13 protein-coding genes are annotated in these 21,647 nt (G+C 60.1%); 7 read left to right on the top strand and 6 right to left on the bottom strand.

Translation table 11 applies throughout. The features are described from left to right. Nucleotides 1–4: 4 nt before the first annotated feature. From KJA79_RS11345 to KJA79_RS11320, 6 genes are all read right to left on the bottom strand, one after another. Complete coding sequence (locus KJA79_RS11345) at nucleotides 5–1,237, bottom strand: efflux RND transporter periplasmic adaptor subunit (RefSeq protein WP_213042164.1); 1,233 nt, start codon at nucleotides 1,235–1,237, stop codon at nucleotides 5–7. Beyond that, nucleotides 1,234–2,508 (bottom strand): TolC family protein, encoded by a 1,275-nt coding sequence (locus KJA79_RS11340; protein ID WP_213042163.1) that lies wholly within the window; start codon nucleotides 2,506–2,508, stop codon nucleotides 1,234–1,236. Before KJA79_RS11340 ends, KJA79_RS11345 begins: the two co-directional genes overlap by 4 nt. 1,134 nt (nucleotides 2,509–3,642) lie before the next feature. Further along, nucleotides 3,643–4,293 carry a response regulator gene (locus KJA79_RS11335; RefSeq protein WP_213042162.1) on the bottom strand — a complete coding sequence of 217 codons (651 nt, stop codon included), beginning with the start codon at nucleotides 4,291–4,293 and terminating at the stop codon, nucleotides 3,643–3,645. Next, nucleotides 4,290–5,435 carry a sensor histidine kinase gene (locus tag KJA79_RS11330; RefSeq protein ID WP_213042161.1) on the bottom strand — a complete coding sequence of 382 codons (1,146 nt, stop codon included), beginning with the start codon at nucleotides 5,433–5,435 and terminating at the stop codon, nucleotides 4,290–4,292. The genes KJA79_RS11335 and KJA79_RS11330 overlap by 4 nt, the downstream gene beginning before the upstream one ends. Nucleotides 5,436–5,706: 271 nt before the next feature. Beyond that, nucleotides 5,707–7,098 carry a sigma-54-dependent transcriptional regulator gene (locus KJA79_RS11325; protein WP_213042160.1) on the bottom strand — a complete coding sequence of 464 codons (1,392 nt, stop codon included), beginning with the start codon at nucleotides 7,096–7,098 and terminating at the stop codon, nucleotides 5,707–5,709. Further along, entirely contained in the window at nucleotides 7,070–9,025 is a 1,956-nt protein-coding gene (locus tag KJA79_RS11320; RefSeq protein WP_213042159.1) for an ATP-binding protein, read from the bottom strand. Before KJA79_RS11320 ends, KJA79_RS11325 begins: the two co-directional genes overlap by 29 nt. Nucleotides 9,026–9,446: 421 nt before the next feature. Here KJA79_RS11320 and KJA79_RS11315 point away from each other — a divergent pair, with 421 nt between their 5' ends. The 7 genes from KJA79_RS11315 to KJA79_RS11285 all read left to right on the top strand — a co-directional run. Then, the gene (locus KJA79_RS11315) at nucleotides 9,447–10,328 is read left to right on the top strand and encodes a formate/nitrite transporter family protein (protein ID WP_213042158.1); all 882 of its coding nucleotides are present in this window, start codon (nucleotides 9,447–9,449) and stop codon (nucleotides 10,326–10,328) included. Nucleotides 10,329–10,352: 24 nt separating this feature from the next. After that, entirely contained in the window at nucleotides 10,353–11,951 is a 1,599-nt protein-coding gene (locus KJA79_RS11310; RefSeq protein ID WP_213042157.1) for a DHA2 family efflux MFS transporter permease subunit, read from the top strand. Next, entirely contained in the window at nucleotides 11,948–13,456 is a 1,509-nt protein-coding gene (locus KJA79_RS11305) for an efflux transporter outer membrane subunit (protein ID WP_213042156.1), read from the top strand. Before KJA79_RS11310 ends, KJA79_RS11305 begins: the two co-directional genes overlap by 4 nt. Nucleotides 13,457–13,460: 4 nt before the next feature. Continuing rightward, on the top strand, nucleotides 13,461–14,999 hold the full coding sequence (locus KJA79_RS11300; RefSeq protein ID WP_213042155.1) for an HlyD family secretion protein: 1,539 nt from the start codon (nucleotides 13,461–13,463) through the stop codon (nucleotides 14,997–14,999). A 273-nt stretch (nucleotides 15,000–15,272) separates the two neighbouring features. Continuing rightward, on the top strand, nucleotides 15,273–16,793 hold the full coding sequence (locus tag KJA79_RS11295; protein ID WP_213042154.1) for a sigma-54-dependent Fis family transcriptional regulator: 1,521 nt from the start codon (nucleotides 15,273–15,275) through the stop codon (nucleotides 16,791–16,793). A gap of 439 nt (nucleotides 16,794–17,232) precedes the next feature. Next, nucleotides 17,233–20,673 carry a molybdopterin-dependent oxidoreductase gene (locus KJA79_RS11290; RefSeq protein WP_213042153.1) on the top strand — a complete coding sequence of 1,147 codons (3,441 nt, stop codon included), beginning with the start codon at nucleotides 17,233–17,235 and terminating at the stop codon, nucleotides 20,671–20,673. A 118-nt stretch (nucleotides 20,674–20,791) separates the two neighbouring features. Further along, on the top strand, nucleotides 20,792–21,647 hold an 856-nt coding region (locus KJA79_RS11285; protein ID WP_213042152.1), incomplete at its 3' end, for a 4Fe-4S dicluster domain-containing protein.

The following is a 21,647-nucleotide window of genomic DNA, read 5'->3' as shown; positions in this document are numbered from 1 at the left end:
CGGGTTACATCTGTTCCCCGAGCAATTCGGATTTCAGCACGAACGCGCCGTTCGTCACGATTGCTTCTCCTTCCAGCAGTCCGTCCAGCACCTTGATCTCACGGCCGTTCGAACTGCCTAATTTCACATCGCGCGCCTCGAATATGGCGGGCTCGCGTTCGACAAAGACGAACTGCCGGTCACGGTCGCGTTGCACGGCGGACTCGGGAATGAGAAGCGCGTTCGCCTCCGGTTCGGAATAGACGCGCACGGTGGCATACATGGCAGGTTTGAGCTTGCGCTCGGGATTCGGCAATTCCAGCCGGAGACGCATTGTCCGGGTCGCGGGGTCGAGCACATCTCCAACGTAGGTGATACGTCCTTGGAAAGCCTGTCCGGGATAGGCTGCCACATGGACTTCCACCGATTGAGCTGTTCCTGTCTGATCGGGCCGGATGTAGGGGATATCTTTCTCGGGGATCACCGCTGTCACCCAGACATCCGAGAGGTCGGCGACCACGAACAATTTTTCCGTGGTTTCCACCACCTCGCCCTTGGTCAGGTTGCGAGCGATGATGCGGCCGTCGAAGGGCGCCACCACCGGGACGTGTGAACGGATTGTGTGATTGCGATCTAAATTGCGCAGGTCTTCATCCGTGAGACCCAGGATCAAGAGGCGATCGCGGGCCTCACGCAGCTCGGCCCGAAGGCTCAGCATTTCTCCCTCACGCCGCTGCAACTCTGCCACGCCGATGACCTTTTCCTTCAAGAGCAATTCCGCCCGGCGGAAGGCACGCTCGGCGACGTTCAGCTTGGCCGTCGCCTTCAGATACGCTGATTGAGCCATACCCAGTTCGCTGCTATAGAGCAAGGCCAACAGGGTTCCTCCTTTGACTTCACGGCCCAGGTCGGCATACACGTCGATGACCCGCCCGCGAACGAGCGTGGTGATTTCTGCCAAGGCATGTTCATTCGGTTCGACGGTGCCGGGGAAGTCACGGATGGTGCGAAATTCCGAACGTATGACGGGTTGCACGGTAATGCCCGCCGATTTGATTTCCTCGGCGGTCAAGCGGACAAGGCTCTTGTCGACGGAGGGCGGTGGGTTCGCTCCCGTTGCGTTGGGAGGAGGGCCATCGCATCCGGACAAGGCGAACAACGCGAGCGTACCGGTCAGCAGCACGGCGGCACAGGTTCGCTCACCGGTCTCCCACAATGGTCTCGATCGGCTGGTTGCTCGTGAAGGGGGTGTCCTCATATGGCGCCTCCCACCGCACGTTCCAGGAGCGCGAGTGACATGGAAAGATCAAACTGAGCCTGCGCATAGTCCAACAGAATCTGACGCTGCACCCGTTGGGCATCGAGGACTTCGATAAGGCTCGATGCCCCTTGCTGGAAGCTGAACTTCGCAATTCGTAGTGCTTCATCGGCCTGTTTCAAGAGTCCCTTTTCATAGACTTCGATCAAGTCCGCGGTGGTTTTCGCATCCTGGAAATGTTGGCTGATGTTTCGGATGAGTTCATTGCGCGCGCGGAGAAATTCCGCCTCACCTTTGCGTTTGCTCCCCAGGGCTGAAATAATTTCGCCCTGCCGACGGTCCCACACTGGAGTGGGAAACGACACCCCGCCGGTGAAGGCTTCCCGACCAATTTCCCGCCAGTAGCTGCCGCCGATCGTGATGTTGGGCACGCGGGCCTGACGTTCGAATTCGAGGCTATGATCGGCCTGTTCGACCGACTTGCGCAGGCGCACGATGGTCGGATGCTGGCTGAGCGCGCGTTCGGTCAGAATGTCGATACCGAATCCAGGGCCCACACGGTGGAGTTGCCCATCGATCGCATAGGTGGGGCCCAGTGAACCGGCGGTCAGGGTATCGAGCATCACCCGATTGATGCGCACGGTATTGGCCGCTCTGGTCAACGACTGATTGGCCTTCAGCACTTCCACTCCGGAACGAATCGCCTCGAACTGGGGACTCTCTCCCAGGCGTACCCTGGTCCGCACTGCCTTATCGACGTCTTCGACAGTGGCGAGATTCTGCTGTGCGAGCACCAGCGCCCGCTGGGCCAGAAGGAGATCGTAAAAGGCGACCTTGACGTCGGCGATCAAATTTAACTGGGTTTCCGCCAGGCCGGCCGACGCGCTGGCCACGCCCGCTTCTGTCGCCCGTTGGCGGGCTGCGCGCTTCGAAGGCCACTCGATCGGTTGGCCGACAGTCAGGTTGAATTCGGTGAGGGACTCCCGCACCGCCGGATCGAAGAGACCCAAGTCTCTCATTCTGCCGCGGCCACTGTTGGCGTTCACCGACGGGTTGAGATAGGTATAAGCGGCGACCTGTTGTCCGCGATTTTGCTCGATGGTCCCCTCGGCGCTGGCGACGGTGGGGTTACGCGCGAGAGCCAGATCCAGCACGCTCTGAAGCGAATAGACCGGTTCGGGCCCGGCTTGACTGGCGGCATTCGACGAGGGACTTGCGCACCAGCCGGTACTTGGGGGCAACCAGGCGAGGCTCAGTAGCGTGAGCAGCACCGTCGCGATGTGTTTCGGTCGGGGTTCGCGCCTGCGAGGGGGGCGACCCCCTACGGTCCGGTGCCCAGCGGCGCATGTCGGGTGCGTGAGTGGCATGTGATTCGGTGTGGGACCGGCGGGGATGCACTGATGCAGGCTGAGTGCCGATCCGTTTCTGTTCATGAGTGTCATGGTTCGTTCGTCCTTCCTCCGCAGATCGTCAGCCGTCCTGTGACGGCGGGATCTCACCATGTTGCGCGTGGTGTCCGATCAAAATACCGTATCACCTTCGCCGGGTGAAGTCGATCAGACGCAGAGGAGAGCGCTGTCGAGCCCAGGGTGGACGCCAGGTCAGTAGTTCCGGCGAACACACAGTCTGTGTGGTGCAGGAGGGGACTCCCGGTGACTCTCCAATGGAAGAGTCCAGCACTGTGTGGGCTATGGAGCTGACCTGGCGAATGTTTCACCTGGACTTCTGCGTGCACGGTGGGTGATGTGTTAGCTGTAGGAATGTGCCCAGCGGACGAGGAGCTCGAGAATCCGTCGTGACCAGTCGTGTGCGTTTCGGCCTCGACATCGGAGCCAGGGGACGGATGCGGCTGCCGTTCTGCCCGGCGATCCGAGCACGTCGCATGGACGGTAGTGCTGGAGAGAGACGCGGACGACAGGCGGCCGGAGCCTTCCACGGTTCGGATCGGTGGATCGCATTCGAATGAAGAGCCGTCCTGCCACTGGACCGTGCATCATGAATCGTACTGATGGCCTTGTGTGAGGCGACCGTAGAGTTGTGTGCATTGTGGACAGTACCCATCGGCAAAACTGAGATCGTGCGTCGCGAGATTATGTGTTCGAATGAAAGTCGGTAAATCCGACCATCCGGCTGACTCCTCACCTCCCGCTCCCTGATCGTAGACGCGCCAACAAAACTGACATTGAGTGGCTGTGGGTTCCATGGGCAGGAACTCCTTCTGTGACTCGGGGTGGCAGCGCTTGCACAGGTACCGCGTATGCTGTTGTCAGCACCCTACAGAACGCGGAGGCGACTGGCAACTAGGTGATGTCCTAGGTCGGATGCAAAAGTGTGCGAGAGGATGTGTCCGAGGGGCTAATTTGAAACACTCTGCGGCAAGAGGCCTGCGGATCTCCGTCCGCGGGTCAGGCGGACGTGAGTCCGTGCGCGAGTGCATACTTGGTCAGCTCGGCGGTGGTGCGCAGGTTGAGATGAAAAATGATCTGGGCCTTGTGAAACTCCACCGTCTTGGGTGAGATATTCAGGAGCGCCGCAATCTCTTTGATGGTCCGTCCTTCGGCGATGAGCTGCAGCACCTCGCGCTGCCGCGGTGTCAGTTCTTGCCGATGTGAAAAGAGGCCGCCCTCTTCGGAGGAGAGACCGGTGACGATCTCTCGCGTTAGCAGCGACGTGACGAAATACTGCCCTTTTAATACCGCCTCAATGGCTTGGTCCAATTCTCTTGCCGCCGAGCGCTTGAGCAGGTACGCCGAGGCGCCGGCCTTGAAGGCTTCGCTCACATACGCGGGGTCCGCGTGCATGGTGACGAAGATCAATTTCGCGTCGGGAACCAGCTTCTTGAGTTGGCGCCCCGCATCGACACCGTTTAAGAGGGGCATGGAGATGTCCAGGAGAATCAAGTCGGGGCGTAATCGCACGGCGGCTTCCAGCAGGGCACGGCCGTCTTCCACCGCGCCCACGACCTCGCATCGTTGTTCGACGATGCGTCGGAATCCTTCCAGGACCAGAGTATGGTCATCGGCCAGCAATACTCGAGGGGGCGGTGTCGTGCTCATACGGAAACCTCCGCGTGGGGAACGTGAATGGACAGGCGCGTGCCTTTCCTGGGTATCGAATCGATGGTCACGGTACCGTGAACCAGGCGTACCCGCTCCGCCATGCTCACCAGGCCGAGCCCGCGTGGATTGTCCACCACGCTCTGGGTATCAAACCCGATGCCGTTATCCTGCACGGTCAGGGTGAGAGCTTCCGCTGTCGAGGCCAGGGTCACCGTGGCTCGTGAGGCCTGGGCATGCTTGATCACATTGGCGAGGCATTCCTGTGCGATGCGATACAAGCATGTGGAGACGGTTTGAGGAATTGTGTGGGGAAGGGTGCCGACTTCCAATAAAATCTCAATCGTGGAGCGCGCGGCGCAATCATCAACCAGGCGTTGCAAGGCCACGGGGAGCCCCAGATCGTCCAGGATCGATGGGTGAAACTGATAGGCCAAGTGGCGGACGTCATCGGACAGTTCCGTCAAACGGTCCTGGATCGAGCGCAGCTCTTTGCTGCAGGCACCGGCTGAGGGGGGAAGGCTGGCTTCCAGGGATTCGGCCTGGACCACCAGCATCGCGAGCCGTTGATTGATGTCGTCGTGGAGATCTCTGGAAATGCGTCGGCGCTCTTCTTCCTGCACCGTCAGCAGCCGCGCGGTCAGGTCACGGAGCTCCTGTCGGCTGGTCGCCAGTGCCTGCTCGCTGGTACGGAGAAAGCCTTCCGTTTCGACATGCCCGGAAATTTCCTGCAAGAGGGTCTGGTTGACGTCGGCCAGCTCCTTTGTGCGGGCGTCGACGCGCGCCTCCAACTCGTCCTTGGCCCGGCGCAATTCAGCGACCGCCTGTTGCCGCTGCCATAGCAGGATCGCGGCAATCCAGAGTATGACCAGACTGAAGATCCGGTTGCTCACGCCGACCCGAAGGGGAATGTCGTGGTCCTGCGGACCGAGTACCGCCCCTGCGATGATGAGGGGGGTGGAAGAGATGGCGGTGAAAAAGGGTAGTCGGGAATTCGAGGAGGCCGCAGCCAACAGCACGACTCCCGCATACAGCACGCCGATGGCGATGCCAAGGGGCATGAACAGATCGATGACGAATAACAGGCTGCTCAGGCCGACGACGAGCGTCCGAATGTTGCGATCGTGAGTCTTCTGCGTCATGGGTGCATCCATCCCGCTAGTATGCGTGTCTTCGAGGATCGGTTCAACTCCGGTGTGGTGCATGCGTTGTCTGGGAGGCTAGCCCGCATTATTCATGACGGTTCGTCGCGAGATTGCGGAGTCGCAAAGCGAGACGGGCGCACGGAGCCGTGAGGGAGGAAGGCATCCTTGAACGGGATGTCGACCGACCGAGCGGTGAGGCCGCCCGCCGACGGGCTAGTCGCAGCTGCGAATCCGCGATTGTAGCAGAAGCGCGCATGAATATTGCGGGCTAGTCCTGCTCCAGTTGTTTCTTGAGTCGGCGATCCAGGGCGAAACGGGTCAGACCCAAATACTTGGCGGCCAATGTCTTGTTGTGATCGGAGAGACGCACGACCTCCTCGATCAGCGCCGACTCGATGTCCGCCAACGTCTGCTGTCCCAAGACCATTTCGATCCGCAATGTGGGATGTTCCCCTTGGGCCATGGCGACGGTGATTTGCGCGGCCTGATCGCGAAGTTCTCGCGGGAGACAGCCGGCGGTCAGCGTTTTCTCGTGGCACAGAATCATGGCGCGCTCGATGATATTCTGCAACTCGCGGATGTTCCCGGGGTAGCTGTATCGTTGCAGCAGCTCCTGCGCCTCCGGTTCAATGTCGAGGACGTCTTTTCCGAATTCCTTGCCGAATCGTAACATCGCCTGCATGCAGAGGGGGAGGATGTCCTCCGTTCGTACGCGCAGCGGCGGGAGTTCGAATGTCACCACGTTCAGCCGGAAAAAGAGATCCTCGCGGAACGTGCCGCGCACGGTGTCTTTTTTGAGATCGCGATTCGTGGCGGTCATCAAACGGAAATCAACCGACAGGTCTTCGGTGCCGCCCAGTCGCCGGAAGGTGCGCTCCTGGAGCACGCGCAGGAGCTTCGCCTGCATGGCCGGATCCAAATCGCCGATCTCGTCCAGAAAGAGGGTGCCGCCCTCCGCCTTTTCAAGCAACCCGCGTTTGCGCTGGTGGGCGCCGGTGAAGGCTCCCCGCTCGTAGCCGAACAGCTCACTCTCGAACAACTCTTTGGGAATAGCTGTGCAATTGACGGCGACAAACGGGCCGGTTGCCCGTGGTCCGTTACAGTGGATGACTCGTGCGAGAAACTCTTTGCCGGTCCCGGTTTCGCCCTGGAGGAGGACGGTCGCCTTGGCATTCTGGGCCACGTCCCGCACCTGACCGAGGAGCAGTTGCATGGCCGGGCTGCGCACCTCAATGTTCGAGAGCGCATAGGCGCTGTTCTGATCTTCCAGCGCGAATTCAACACGGTGACGCAGGGCGAGAAATTCGAGGGCCCGATCGACGACGGGGTCGACGCCGGACAGGTCGACGGACTTGATCAGAAAATCATAGGCGCCCAACCGCATCGCTTCGACCGCGTTTTCTACCGTTCCGTACGCCGTCAGCATGATGACGAGGGTCTGTGGCGCGAGCGGACGGATTTGCCGGAGTGCTTCGATGCCGCCCATGCCGGGCATCTTCAGGTCCAGCAGGATCAGGTCGGGCGGATGCTGCGTCACCGCCCGGACTAATTCCTCCCCGGACTCAAGTCCGGTCACCGTGTGATTGCGTCGAGACAGACGTTTGACGATGGCGGAGCGAATGGCCGGTTCATCATCCGTTACGTAGATCGTGGCCTGCATGAGTTTCTTCTTCCTGCATTCGTTGCGGTTGTTGTCGTAAGGGTGCCCAGATGCGTACCGTGGTGCCGCATCCCGGCTTGCTGTCCAGGGCAATGTCTCCGCCGTGGGCATCGAGAATATTGCGGCAGATGGCCAACCCCAATCCTGTTCCGCGCGGCTTGCCGCTCGTGAAGAACGGCTCGAACACATGTTGCAAGTGGGAGGGGCTGATACCCTGTCCGTCGTCCGTGACCGCCACTTCAAGTCCTGGTTCGAGGCCGCGAGCGAGCGGGGTCATGGTCACGGTAATCGACCCTCCGGCCGGCGTGGCCTCGACGGCATTTTGCATCACGTTGAGCAGCACCTGTTTGAATTGATCACGGTCGGCTTGGATCATATAGGGTGGAGACGGGGCCGAGAGCGTGATCGTTGCCTGTTTCCTCGCAAGGGGCTCATCTAACACCTTTGTGACCTCGTGCACCAACTGTGCCATGTCGAAGGCGAATGCCACAACCTCACGGGGACGCGCGTAGTCGATGATCTGATTGACGATCCGGTCGAGGCGTTTGGTCTCTTGCAGGATGACCTCGAGGTCCGGGCGTCGGGCGTCATCGGCGGCGGTGTCGTCGAGCAGGAGGGAGGTGGTCGAGCCGATTCCCACGAGGGGGTTTCTGATCTCATGTGCGATGCCGGCGGCGACCTGTCCCAAGGTGGCCAGTCGTTCGGCCCGACGCAATCGCGTTTGCATGAAATCGAGGGCCGTGATGTCCACGTTGAATCCCTGGTACATGACGACCTCTCCGGACTGGTCTCGAATCGGGATGCGCCGGCTCAAGACCTTGCGGACCGTACCGTCGGCGTGCAGAAAGCGGAATACCATTTCGCAGGGTTGCCCTTCCGCGACTGCCTGGGCGAATTCCTCGATCACCCGGTCACGGTCTTCCGGGTGGATGGCGCGGCGAACCGCCTCAGGATCTTTCTCCTCGCCTGGATCGAGACCCGCGAGCAGGCTGTTGTAGCGGTTGCTGAAGACGAGGGTCATGCCGCGTGTAGTGAAAATGCCGAAGGGGGCATGGTCGACGATGCTGCGGTATTTGGCTTCGGATCCAGCCAGATCTTGGTTGAGCTGGCGGAGGTTCGCTTCCGATTGTTGCACCATGGCGATGTGAGATTCGATGGCCGCGCTCATCGCACGCATCACACGCGACAAATGGCCGATTTCATCCGTTCTGGTCATGACGGGAACTTGCGGGATCGGGTTGCTGTCGGATGTGACGACGGCGGAGGCCAAGCGCGCCAGCGGCGTGGTGATGGAGTGGGCAATCAGGTGTAAGGCCGCCACCATGCAGATCAGGGCGAAGAGTCCGCCGCCGAGGATGGTCATCAGCATGGCGTCTCGATCTTGGGCGATTTTCGCCAGCTTGGTATTCAAGGCCGTTTGCGTCAGGTGTTCGAACCGGCCCATGTCTTGCCGGATTTTCAACATCAGCGTGCGCCCTTTCCCTTCCTCGATATACTCTCGCGCCTCCTCGGTATGCTCGGCCTTCACGGCGTCGATCAGCGCCTCCTTTTCATGGATGAACTGTTTGACGAGTTGCTGCACGGAGGTGATGAGCGCGCGTTGATCATCTTGCTGGGAAACCTGCGCCTCCAGTGTGCGGCCGATGTTCAGTACATGGTCCTGGGCCGTGCGATAGGGAAACAGATAATGTTCTTGGCTGGTGAGCACAAAACCGCGGAATCCTGTTTCAAGGTCGACCACGAGCCGAAGGTATTCCGATGCCAGACGTTGCGAGTAGTAGATGTCGTTCAGCTGGCCTTCATCGTCGGAGAAGGTCGTCACGCTGCGATAGGTCAAGATACTGAGGAGCAGCACCGTCAGCGCAGGGATGACCGACGCAAGGAAGAGCTTGCGGGCAATGGGGAGGTTGCTTAACAGGTCACTCAAGGCGGATCTCAATCTCCGAGGGTATCGTAGTCCGTGCCGCCATGTCTGTGCAATATCGCCGCCTCGCAAAGGCCTGCTCTCGGTCCCCTGTGCGCGTTGTTCACCCATGCCGCTTCACGCCCTCTTCTCTTGCCAAGGCCATTGAGCTTCCTGTGATGCAGGGAGCAAAACCAGGAATGAGCGATTTCGCACTGAGCGCCTGTGCGATCTCGCCCGACTACGAGCAGGTTCATATGCAGCCTCGCGGGGGCGAAACACGCCATGCCAGAGAAGCGGACGGTCTGTCCTGCTTGTGCATCGGCGCATCACCTCGTGGGGGAGCGCGAGGAGGCATGCGCCTTGCTCTAGCTGGGACAGAGGTCTTGACGGACAGGGACGAGCAGGTGATTCGAGTATCGATGAGCCGAACAAGGAGGCGACGATGGACTACGTGAAGCCATATGGCGTGGTGGAAAGCATGTTGGCTGGGGGCGCATTGAAGCTGAGCTTGCCGCCTCGCCAATTGGTGCTACGTGGGATGTTGGCTGGTGCCTATCTGGGGATCGGCACCAGCATGGCCGTGACGGTGGCTGTCGAGACGGGTTACTGGATCATCGGCAGTCTGCTCTTCCCATTCGGCCTGGCGTTGGCGATTTTGCTGGGAGCGGAGATCATTACCGGCAGCTTCGCGCTTCTTCCCGTGGCGGTGGCCGACGGTCAGAAGAACGCCGGCCTTCCTCATGTGCTGGCAAACATGGGTTGGGTCTTCCTGGGCAATCTCCTGGGCAGCGTCTTGTACGCGGGGTTGTTCGCGATTGCCCTGACCACCGCCGGAGATGCCCATATCAATGCGATTGGTACCAAGCTCATTGCGGTTGCCGAAGCGAAGACCAACTATTATGTGTCGCACGGCTCCTCCGGCCTTCTCGCGGCCTTTACCAAAGGGATGCTTTGTAACTGGATGGTCAGTCTCGCCGTTGTCGCTGCCTACATGTCGACGTCCTTTTCCGGGAAAATTCTCGCCATCTGGGGGCCGACGCTGTTGTTCTTTTCACAAGGATTCGAGCATGCAGTCGTGAACATGTTTCTGATTCCGGTCGGCATGATGCTGGGAGGCAATATCAGCATCTCCACCTGGTGGTTGTGGAATCAGATTCCAGTGACGCTGGGGAATTTGGTCGGCGGCATGCTGTTTACCGGATTAGCGATTTATACGGCCCATCGTGGTACCGCACCGGCTACGGCGCAACCGGTCCCGACGGCGGTTCCGGTCCAGCCAGCGAACCAGCGGCGTGACCAGCCGGGCTATTCACCCTCGTATTAGGCAAGAACGGCAGGACACTCATTTATGGCAGCGGTGTATCTCAGGCGATTACATGGATGGCGCTTCGTGCTCTTCAATGCCGTGCTCGGCTTGGCGCACATCGTCGTGCTCTTCAACGCCGGCTCCTATATCGCGCTCCTGCCGCATGTGTCCGGGGATCTCGGCGGGGTGTTGCCAAGCTTTCTCACCTGGGCCCAAACCGACTTCATGGTCGGTCTTGCCCTGGGATTCCCCCTGGCACGGTATCTTTCGGGGCGGCTCGGTGAGTATCGCCTGATGATCGCCGCTTTCATGGTGTACAGCCTGGCGTCGTACCTGTGTGGCGACAGTCGGACACTCGCGCAATTCGTCCCTGCCCGCATCGTACAGGGGATCGCCGGCGGCATCACGATCCCGCTGGCACAATCGATGTTGCTCAATGAATATCCCAAACGCCTCAAGGCGCTCGCGCTGACGGTTTGGGGCCTGTTCAGCATTACGCCCTTCACCATCGGCATGCCGGTCGGCGGCTACATCGCCTATATGCTGGGCTGGCGGTCCCTGTTCTATCTGGATTTCGTGCTGACGCTGATTATCGTCGGGACACTGAGCGCGCTCTTGTATGGCCGGGGATTTCGGCGCAGATATGCGCGTTTCGATCTGGTGGGATTCCTCCTGCTAGCGGTGTTGCTGCTCGGGTTGCAGACGCTGCTCAACATGGGCAATGACTTCGACTGGTTGGACTCGCCGTTCCTCCAGGCCGTCGCTCTTGTGCTGGTCATTGCATTTCCGGTCTTCATCATCTGGGAGCTCGGGGAACGCCATCCGACGCTGGACCTTCATCTCTTCAAGCACCGGAATTTCGTCATCGGACTCATCGGGTTGACGCTCGGGTTTTTCTCGATCCAGGGGCTCCTGTCGCTCCTGATCGTCCAGATCCAATTGCTGTTGGGCTATTCCTCGAAGCTGGCGGGCCTGGCGCTGCTCCCGTTGGTGTTATTGGGGGCGCCCACGATCGCCGTGATGCACTACCTGTGCAAGTACCTCGATGCGCGCTGGTTGGTCTGCTTGAACTGTCTCGGTTTCGCCTGGACCTTCTATTGGATCGGCCTGTTCGACGATCCGCATTCATACGAGGAACTGTTCTGGCCCATGGTGGTCGAGGGGATCTTTTTGGGGTCCTTCTTCACCCCGGTCACGGTGCTGACCCTGCATGGCCTGTCCGGCCCGCTGATGACGCGTGCGGCGGAGGTAGCCAATCTGTTACGTGTCGCCGCCGGTGCGTTTGGTATCACGTTTCAGGGCATCGTGTTTTTTCGGCGGGCGCATTTTCATCAGCTGCACCTGGCCGACCATTTCGGCGGGCGGCAGTCGGTCTCCTTCGATCCGCTTGGGCAACTGACCGCCAAGTTGAGTTCATCGGGGCTCACGCCCGGCGAGGTACAGGCGAAGTTGGGGCTGCTCATCAAGCAGGAGGCGGCGATTCTCAGTATGAATGATGCGTTCCTCGTCGCCAGTTTTCTGTTCATTGGGCTTGGAGTGTTGGTGTGGTTCGCCCATCCGACGCATCTGCCGGTGCCGATGTCGCCGGCCGAGGAACTCCGGCGTATGCGTGCGGAAGAATTGCTCGAGGAGGTACCATGACAGCCTGTCGCACGGCGGCGGATCATCTGCGACTTGCGCTTGGACTCGGCTGTGGGCTGTTCTTCGGCAGCTGCGCCTGGATTCCGCAAGGCGACGCGCCGGCCGAATATCTTGAGCCGCCCGAAATCCACGAGACATTGTCCGAAGTGACGAGCCGTCTGCAGCAATGGCCGGAGGATCGCTGGTGGGAACAGTTCGGTAGCCCGGAGTTGAACGAGTTGATCACCGGGGCCCTCAAGGACAATCCCGGACTCAAACAAGCCTCGGCTCGTCTGCGCCAAGCGCAATCGCTCGTCAAGGTAGAAGGGGCCAGGCTCCTGCCGTTTCTGGAAGCGGACGCCTCCCTCACGTACGAACGCATTTCCCAGCATGGGGTGTTCGCCGCACTCAATCAGGAAGTGGCGGGCATCAAGATCATGTACGGCATCATCAATCCGCTGAGCTTCCGGTATGAGTTCGACTTCTGGGGCAAGAACCGGGCGATGCTTGAGGCGGCACTCGGCCATGCAGCCGCGGAAGAGGCGGAACGGGCGGAGGTTCGCCTTCGGCTGACCACCGGTATTGCCCGCGCCTATTTTCGAGGGCAGGCGCTTCAACAGCAGCTCAATGTGGTGAAGGCGATGGTCGGGATCCGTCGGGATCTGAAAAAGCTGGCGGAGACCCGTTTCCAACTGGGGCTGGACAACGACCAGCCAGTCAAAATCGCCGTGGCGGACTATGAAGCCGCCTTCAAACGCCAGGCGGCCATTCGCGATCAACTTGACGTACAACGCCACCTCCTTGCGCGACTGGCTGGCAAAGGGCCGGATGAGGCGGCGCATCTCTTTGCGAAACCTCAGGTCACGGTCCCACGCCAGATTCCGGCGCCGGATCATCTGTCCATGGGGTTGCTGGTGCATCGGCCGGATCTGGCTGCAGCCCTCTATCGGGCGCACGCCGCGTCGAGACTCGTGAAGGTCGCCAAGACGCAGTTTTACCCGACGATCGATCTGACCGGGTTTGTGGGGTTCAACGCGCTGACGCTGGCGAAGGGGACGGACAAACTGGCCAATTTTCTGTTCAGCGGCCAGAGTTTCGCCTACGGACTGGCCCCGGGGTTGCGCATGCCCTGGTTCGAAGGTGGCCGGCTCCGCGGGGAATTGGGTGCACAACGTGCGGAATACGACGCTGCTGTGGAACTGTACAACGACACCTTGCTGGACGCGATGCGAGAGGTCGCGGACAGCCTCAGTGCCTGGCAGACGACCGGCGAGATGATGGCCTCTCACAAGCGCCTGTTGGCGTCGCTCGGGGAGGACTGGCGGCTGGCGAAGGTGCGGTTGGTCAACGGTCTCGACGACGACCGGGAAGTGTTGCTGCATCGGCATCCGGTGCTGGAGCAGGAATATGCCTTGAGAGCGCTGGAGAGCGACCAACTAGTGGCCGCGGTCGATCTCATCGAATCGTTGGGCGGCGGGTATAACAACCCGGATATTGAAAAACGACCGACACAGAAACCGAGCTGATCCTATGACCACATCAGAGACGACACCGTCCTCACAACCCTCCGCACCCGTGCCGGGTCCGGGAGCCGCCCGCATTCACCCGAAGGCGATCCGCGCGCAGCGGAATCGTCGATTGCTGGCCGTCGCCTTCCTGGCCTTGATCTGCGCCATCGCCTATCTCGCCTATTGGTGGAGTTATGACCGCTTTTGGGTCCGGACCGACAATGCCTACGTCACGGGCAATCTGGTGCCGGTGGCGGCGCAAGCGTCCGGCATCGTCACCCAGGTGCTGGCGGAGGAAACGCAATTTGTCAACCGGGGTGATCTGATGATCCGCTTGGACGAACACAACGCTTATGCAGCGCTGGGGCGTGCGCGCGGACGGTTGGGCGAGGAAGTTCGGCGCATTGCCGCTCTGTTCATGACCAGAAAACAAGTGGCGGAGAAGTTAGCCTCGCGTCGGGCGCGGTTGACTCTGGCGCAGCATGATATGGATCGCTATCAGGCGGCCTCGCCGAGCGGCGCCATCTCCAAGCAGATCGTCCAGAATACAGCCGACAAGATTCTGGCCCTGGAGGCGGAGGTCCGGGAGACGCAGGCCGAACTCAACACGCTGGATGCGCAGGTCGGGGGCACGACCGTGATGGCGCATCCTGCCGTCGATCTGGCCAAGCACCAGCTCATCGAGGCCTACTTGGAGTATACGCGCCAGCAGATCAGGGCGCCGATTTCGGGCTACGTCGCCAAGCGAAAAGCGCAAGTCGGCGATCGTGTGCAGCCCGGGGCGCCGCTGATGACCATCGTGCCGCTGGATCACCTGTGGGTAGAAGCCAATCTGCGCGAAACCGAGCTGCAGCATGTGCGGCCGGGGCAGTCGGCGTTGGTCAGTGTGAGTCTGTACGGATCGAAGCACACGTTCCACGGCACCGTCGAGGGGTTGGTGCCCGGAAGCGGGAGTGCCTTTGCTCTGCTGCCCCCGGACAACTCGACCGGAAACTTCATTCATATCGTCGAGCGGGTGCCGGTGCGTATCGCACTGCCGGCGGAGGAAATCCGTGAGCATCCGATCAGACCGGGCCTGTCGACCGTGACGAGCATCAATGTGACCGAGTCCGGGCAGTCTGTCTGGACGTCGCTGGCCACGCCCTCCACTGCGGAATACGAAACCGATGTCTATGCGGACGAGCTTCCGACTGCGGAATCCATGGCGAAGGAAGTGATGGCCAGCAATCTGGTGGTGGCGGATACGGACGCGGCTGGGGATGCGTCTTTTGAGGAACTGGAACTAAAGAGGCTCATCCCGACACAAGGCGCGAGTGCCCTGTCGTTGCGGGAGCGGAGCTCGCTGGAGCGCGAGCCTCTTCGCCGCCGCGAGGAACACCTGCCGAACCCTTTTGTCCCGAGACGAAGCCCGGACATGGGAGTCTCCACGTTTCCGCTCACGCCCTCGGTCGGCCCGGGCTCGAGCTCATTGGGGCCTGAAGCGGGGCGTGGGGCCTCGCGGATGAGATCCGGGTCGGAAATGGATGAGGGGAGGCATGTGTTCGGCACGGGGCGTCACTAGTTGTTCATGGGGCATGACCGCTGGCACGGGGCTCGCGGCGTTGCCCGCCGATCTCGCGAGGCGACATTAAAGTTTGATGAAGATTTGACGAACCGATGTGAATACGTAATCGTCCCAGCCTATAATGCCGGCAGCGCACCAGCCACACCGACATATGAGGCCTGCCCGCTGATCCGTCCTGTGCTTCGCCTCTCCTGACGATGTGTCACCCCAGGGCGCACCATTATCACGCCGTCCGGCTACAGCGGAGGATCTGGAAGGAGGCCACACGTCGTGCAGAACCTCGCAATCACGTACCGCACACTCCTCTCCGTCACCAATGTGTTGAATTCCCAACGCAGCCGGCAAAGCCTGTTTCGGGCCATCACGGAGCAACTGGCAAACGTGATTCGGTGGGAACGTGCCGGCGTGACGGTCTACGACCTGGAGTCGGACGCCTTTCGATTCTATGCCGTGGAAACCAATTTGCCGAAAGTGGTGCTGCGCAGCGACGCCATGATTCCTCATGCGCATAGTGCGGTCGGGTGGGTGTATGACCATCAGCGCGTGCATGTGCGGCCGCATCTCCAGGAAGAACGCCTGTTCATCGAGGACGAGAGTTATTTGCAGGAAGGCCTCGGCCGGATGATCAATATTCCCATGATGGTGCAGGATGCGTGTCTCGGGACCCTCAACATCGGGAGTGTCGAAGCGGGCCCGCCGGATCCCGATGATGTGGACTTTCTCAAGCAGGTGGCGACCCAAATCGGTTTTGCGATCGCCCATGTGAACGCCTACGAAGAGATTAATTGTCTTCGGGAGCAACTCGCCCGCGAAAACCTGTATCTGACGGATGAGCTCAAGGCGACCCAGGATTTTGGCATCGTCGTGGGGAGAAGCCGGGCATTCGAGGACGTCCTGAGGCTCGCGCGGCAGGCGGCCCCGACGACGGCGACGGTGATGATTACCGGCGAAACCGGGACCGGGAAGGAGGTGCTCGCCCGGGCCATCCACGAGAAAAGCCTCCGGCGCGAGCGGGCATTTGTCCGCCTGAACTGCGCGGCGCTGCCGTCGGGATTGATTGAGAGCGAGCTGTTCGGTCATGAACGCGGCGCTTTCACCGGGGCCGATCAGCGGCGCATCGGGCGGTTCGAGCTGGCCGATGGCGGCACATTGTTTCTTGATGAGATCGGTGAATTGCCGTTGGAGGCGCAGGCGAAGTTGTTGCGGGTGTTGCAAGACGGGTTGGTCGATCGCGTCGGCGGGACGAAGCCTGTTCCGGTCGATGTGCGGGTGATCGCGGCCACCAATGCCGATTTGCCGGCGGCGATTCGGGATGGCCGATTTCGCAGCGATTTGTACTACCGGTTGAATGTGTTTCCCATCCATATGCCTCCGTTGCGGGAGCGCCCGGAAGATATTCCTATCCTCGCCCGGCATTTCCTGCGGGTGCATGCGCAGCGACTGAAACGCTCCTGCGAGGATTTCGACGCCTCCGCCATGGAGCGCCTGGTCCGGTATGCCTGGCCGGGGAATGTGCGGGAACTGGAAAACATCGTGGAGCGAGGGCTGATCCTCTGTCAGGAGCGACTGCTATCGCTCGATTCGCTCATGATGAGTTCGCCCGCCTCCCCAGAGTCGAGTGCCCGGCGAACCCTGCAGGATGAAGAACGTCACCATATTCTCCGGGCGCTCACCCTGTTGGATTGGCGTATCGAAGGTTCCGGAGGAGCCGCAGAACAACTCGGGCTTGCCCCGAGCACGCTCCGCAGTCGACTCAACAAACTCGGCATTCGTCGTCCTTCCCGCACGTAACCTCTCGTCTTCCACGTGTCCTCCTGCAGCCTCCGTTGACTGTTCCGTCCCACGATTAATCGTGGTGGGGCCGTGGCCTTCCACCGCTTCTCTTCGTGGGCGTCTGGGTGTGGCCGGATCTCATCGGGTTCAAGAATTTGGACGGCCACTGATTTCAATGAGATAGCCTGATTGTACGCTGCGCGCACCGTGGCATGCAGGGTGCACAGGGGGTGGTCGTGAATTTTTCTTCCCTCATTGCCATTCACCAGGAGCGCCCTGCGTTGCGAGAGGGATCGCGCCGCGTCTCGCTGCTCATGTGTGGGTCTCACCTGTGTCGGAACACTCACGATCCCAGAAAGGGGGGACAACGTCTCGTCCCGATCGACGGTGCGGGTATGCGCGACAGCAGGACGCGTCGCGCCGGTTCTGTGTCCTGTCTTCATTTGAGGAGGTATTCATGATGCAGGTATCTCGCAGGCAGTTTTTGAAGGTCTCCGCGGGGACCATCGCGGTGGCAGCCGTGGCCGACAAAGCCTTGGCGCTGACCGCCTTACAGCCGGTCGTGGAAGTCGACAATCCCTTGGGCGAGTACCCCGACCGGTCCTGGGAACGTGTGTATCACGACCAATATCGGTACGACTCATCCTTCACCTGGTGCTGCTCGCCGAACGACACCCATGCCTGCCGCATCCGGGCCTTCGTCCGGAACGGCGTCGTCATGCGGGTCGAGCAAAATTATGATCATCAGACATACGAGGACCTCTATGGCAACCGCGGCACGTTCGCGCATAACCCGCGCATGTGTTTGAAGGGATTCACCTTCCATCGCCGCGTGTACGGTCCCTATCGCTTGAAAGGACCGTTGATGCGGAAGGGCTGGAAGCAGTGGATGGACGACGGCTCTCCTGAGCTGACATCGGATGCCAAGCGGAAGTACAAGTTTGACAGCCGCTTCCTTGACGATATGGTCCGCGTCTCGTGGGATACGGCGTTTACGTATGTGGCAAAAGGGTTGGTGGTCATCGGTACACGGTACAGCGGCGAGGCCGGTGCCCGTCGTCTCCGCGAGCAGGGGTATGCTCCGGAAATGATCGAAATGATGAAGGGGGCGGGCGTACGGACTTTCAAACATCGCGCCGGCATGCCGATTCTCGGGATGATGGGAAAACATGCCAATACCCGCTTCAACAATTGTGTCCTGCCGTTGCTGGACAGTTGGATCCGCAAGGTGAATCCGGATCAGGCGCAAGGCGGGCGGTATTGGAACAATTATACGTGGCATGGCGACCAAGACCCGTCGCAGCCCTGGTGGAACGGCACGCAGAACTGCGATGTCGACTTGTCGGATATGCGCTTTACGAAGCTGAATACCAGTTGGGGTAAAAACTTCGTCGAAAACAAAATGCCGGAAGCGCATTGGAAATTGGAGAGTATCGAACGGGGCGCGCGCCTGGTCGTGATCACTCCGGAATACAATCCGACGGCCAGCCGTGCGGACTATTGGATTCCGGTTCGTCCCGAAACGGATGGGACGCTGTTTCTCGGCGCGTCGAAAATCATTCTTGATGAGAACTACCAGGACATCGACTTCATCAAGGGTTTTACCGACATGCCGTTGCTGGTTCGGACGGACACGCTGCAATACTTGGATCCGTACGAAGTGATGAAGGATTACCAGTTGCCGGACTTCACGAAGTCGTATTCGGGGCGGGTGCAGGGATTAACCCAAGATCAAGTCCGACGACTGGGCGGCATGATGGTCTGGGATCTCGCCAAGGGGCAGGCCGTCCCGTTGCATCGCGAGCAGGTCGGCATGCATCTGGCCCAGAGCGGGATCGACCCGGCCTTGACCGGCACCTATCGGGTGAAGTTGTTGAACGGGCGTGAAATCGACGTCATGCCGATCTATCAGATGTATCAGGTGCACCTCCAGGACTATGACCTGGATACCGTGCACCAGATCAACCGGGCCCCGAAGGATCTCATCGTCCGGTGGGCGCGGGATTGCGGAACGGTGAAGCCCGCTGCCATCCACAACGGGGAAGGGGTCTGTCACTATTTCCACATGACGTCGATGGGCCGAGCCGCCGCGCTGGTCATGATGCTCACGGGCAATATCGGAAAGTTCGGCACCGGGTGTCACACCTGGTCCGGCAACTACAAGGTCGGTATTTGGCAAGCGGCACCCTGGTCCGGCGCCGGGGCAAGCGTCTACCTGGGAGAGGATCCATGGAACTTGAACCTCAAGGATGACGTGCACGGGAAGGAGATCAAGTATCGCAAATATTATTATGGCGAAGAGCCTGGCTATTGGAATCACGGCGACAATGCCTTGATCGTCAATACGCCGAAGTACGGGCGGAAGGTGTTCACCGGCAAGACGCATATGCCCAGTCCCAGCAAGATTCGCTGGGTGGTGAACGTCAACATCCTCAACAATGCCAAGCACCACTATGACATGGTGAAGAACGTCGACCCGAACATCGAGATGCTGGTCACGCAAGACATCGAAATGACGTCGGACGTCAACCATGCCGACGTGGCATTTGCCGTCAACTCGTGGATGGAGTTCACCTATCCGGAAATGACCGCCACGGTCTCCAATCCGTGGGTGCAGATCTGGAAGGGCGGCATTCGACCCTTGTATGACACCAGAAACGATCTCGATAGTTTTTCTGGTGTGGCCGCGAAGTTGAAGGAGATCACGGGTGAGCAGCGGATGGCGGATACGTACAAGTTCGTCTATCAGAATCGTGTAGACGTCTATGTGCAGCGGATTCTTGACGCCTCCAGCACGTTCTTCGGCTACAGCGCCGATGTGATGCTGAAGTCGGAAAAGGGCTGGATGGTCATGTGCCGCACCTATCCGCGGCACCCGCTCTGGGAAGAGACCAACGAGTCGAAGCCCCATTGGACACGATCCGGACGTCTGGAGTCGTATCGAGTGGAGCCTGAGGCCATCGAATACGGCGAAAACTTCATCTCCCACCGGGAAGGCCCGGAATGTACGCCGTATCTGCCGAATGCCATCATGACGACCAATCCCTATGTGAGGCCGGATGACTACGGGATTCCGATCACCGCGCAACACCATGATGATAAGACGGTGCGGAATATCAAGCTGCCCTGGTCGGAGATCAAGCAGCATGCGAACCCGTTGTGGGAAAAGGGCTACCAGTTCTACTGCGTCACGCCCAAGACCCGGCACCGGGTGCATAGCCAATGGTCGGTGAACGACTGGGTGCAGATTTACGAGTCGAACTTCGGCGATCCGTACCGCATGGACAAACGGACACCGGGTGTCGGCGAACACCAGATCCATATCAATCCGCAGGCGGCGAAAGACCGCGGCATCAACGACGGCGACTATTGTTATGTGGACGGCAACCCGGTGGACCGGCCCTATCGCGGCTGGAAGCCCTCGGACCCGTTCTACAAGGTCGCCCGTCTGATGATTCGTGCCAAGTACAACCCGGCCTATCCGTACCACGTCACGATGGCGAAGCACGCTCCCTACGTCTCAACGGCCAAGTCCGTGAAGGGGCACGAGACGCGGCCGGACGGACGCGCCATCGCGGTGGACACCGGCTATCAGGCCAACTTCCGGTACGGTGCGCAACAATCGTTCACCAGGAGCTGGCTGATGCCGATGCATCAAACCGATTCCTTGCCGGGTAAACAGGCGAATGCGTTGAAGTTCAAATGGGGGTTCGAAATCGATCACCACGCGGTCAACACGGTGCCGAAGGAATGCTTGATCCGCATCACCAAGGCGGAAGACGGCGGCATCGGGGCTCGTGGCCCGTGGGAACCAGTCCGGACCGGCTTCACACCGGGTCAGGAAAACGAGTTCATGACCAAGTGGCTGAAGGGGGAACATATCAAGATCAAAGTCTAGCGGCGTAACACGTGAAACGCGAAATGTGAATCGTGAAGCATATCTCGTGAAGCGCGAAGAAACACTCGCTCATGCCTCTTCGCGAGATACGAACGACGCGACTGAAAGGAGCAAGTCCATGCCAGAAGTCTATAACTGGCAACTGGGACGGAAGATGCTGTATCCCTACGAGGAGCGGCATCCGAAGTGGCAGTTTGCCTTTGTGTTCAACATCAATCGCTGTTTGGCTTGTCAGACCTGTTCGATGGCCGACAAGTCGACCTGGCTCTTCTCGAAGGGGCAGGAGTACATGTGGTGGAACAACGTGGAAACCAAGCCGTACGGCGGGTATCCGCAGTTCTACGACGTGAAGATCACCCAGCTCATCGAGCAGGTGAACCCGGGCGGGCAGGTGTGGAACGTGCGGGTCGGCCGCAAGCACCATGCGCCGTACGGGGTGTTCGAAGGGATGACCATTTTCGACGCGGGCGCCAAGGTGGGCCAGGCGGCGATCGGGTACATTCCGACGGACCAGGAATGGCGGTTCGTGAACATCTACGAAGACACCGCGACGTCCATGCGGGCCTTGGTCGAGAACATCGACAAGTCCGGCTTTACGCGCGATGAACCGTGGCGGCTCTCCGGCTCGAGCTTGCCGGAACACGAGACGTATTTCTTCTATCTGCAACGGATCTGCAACCACTGCACGTATCCCGGCTGTTTGGCCGCCTGCCCGCGCAAGGCGATCTACAAGCGGCCGGAAGACGGCATTGTGTTGATCGACCAGAACCGGTGCCGCGGGTACAAGAAGTGCGTGGAGCAGTGCCCGTTCAAGAAGCCGATGTACCGGGGCACGACCCGGGTGTCGGAGAAGTGTATCGCGTGTTATCCGCGCATCGAGGGGAAAGACCCGCTGACGGGCGGCGAACCGATGGAAACGCGTTGTATGGCGGCCTGCGTGGGTAAAATCCGCATGCAGTCGTTGATGCGCATCG

This window comes from Nitrospira defluvii (genome assembly GCF_905220995.1).
GTDB classification, from domain to species: domain Bacteria; phylum Nitrospirota; class Nitrospiria; order Nitrospirales; family Nitrospiraceae; genus Nitrospira_A; species Nitrospira_A defluvii_C.
This window is presented reverse-complemented; position numbering and strand designations above follow the sequence as displayed.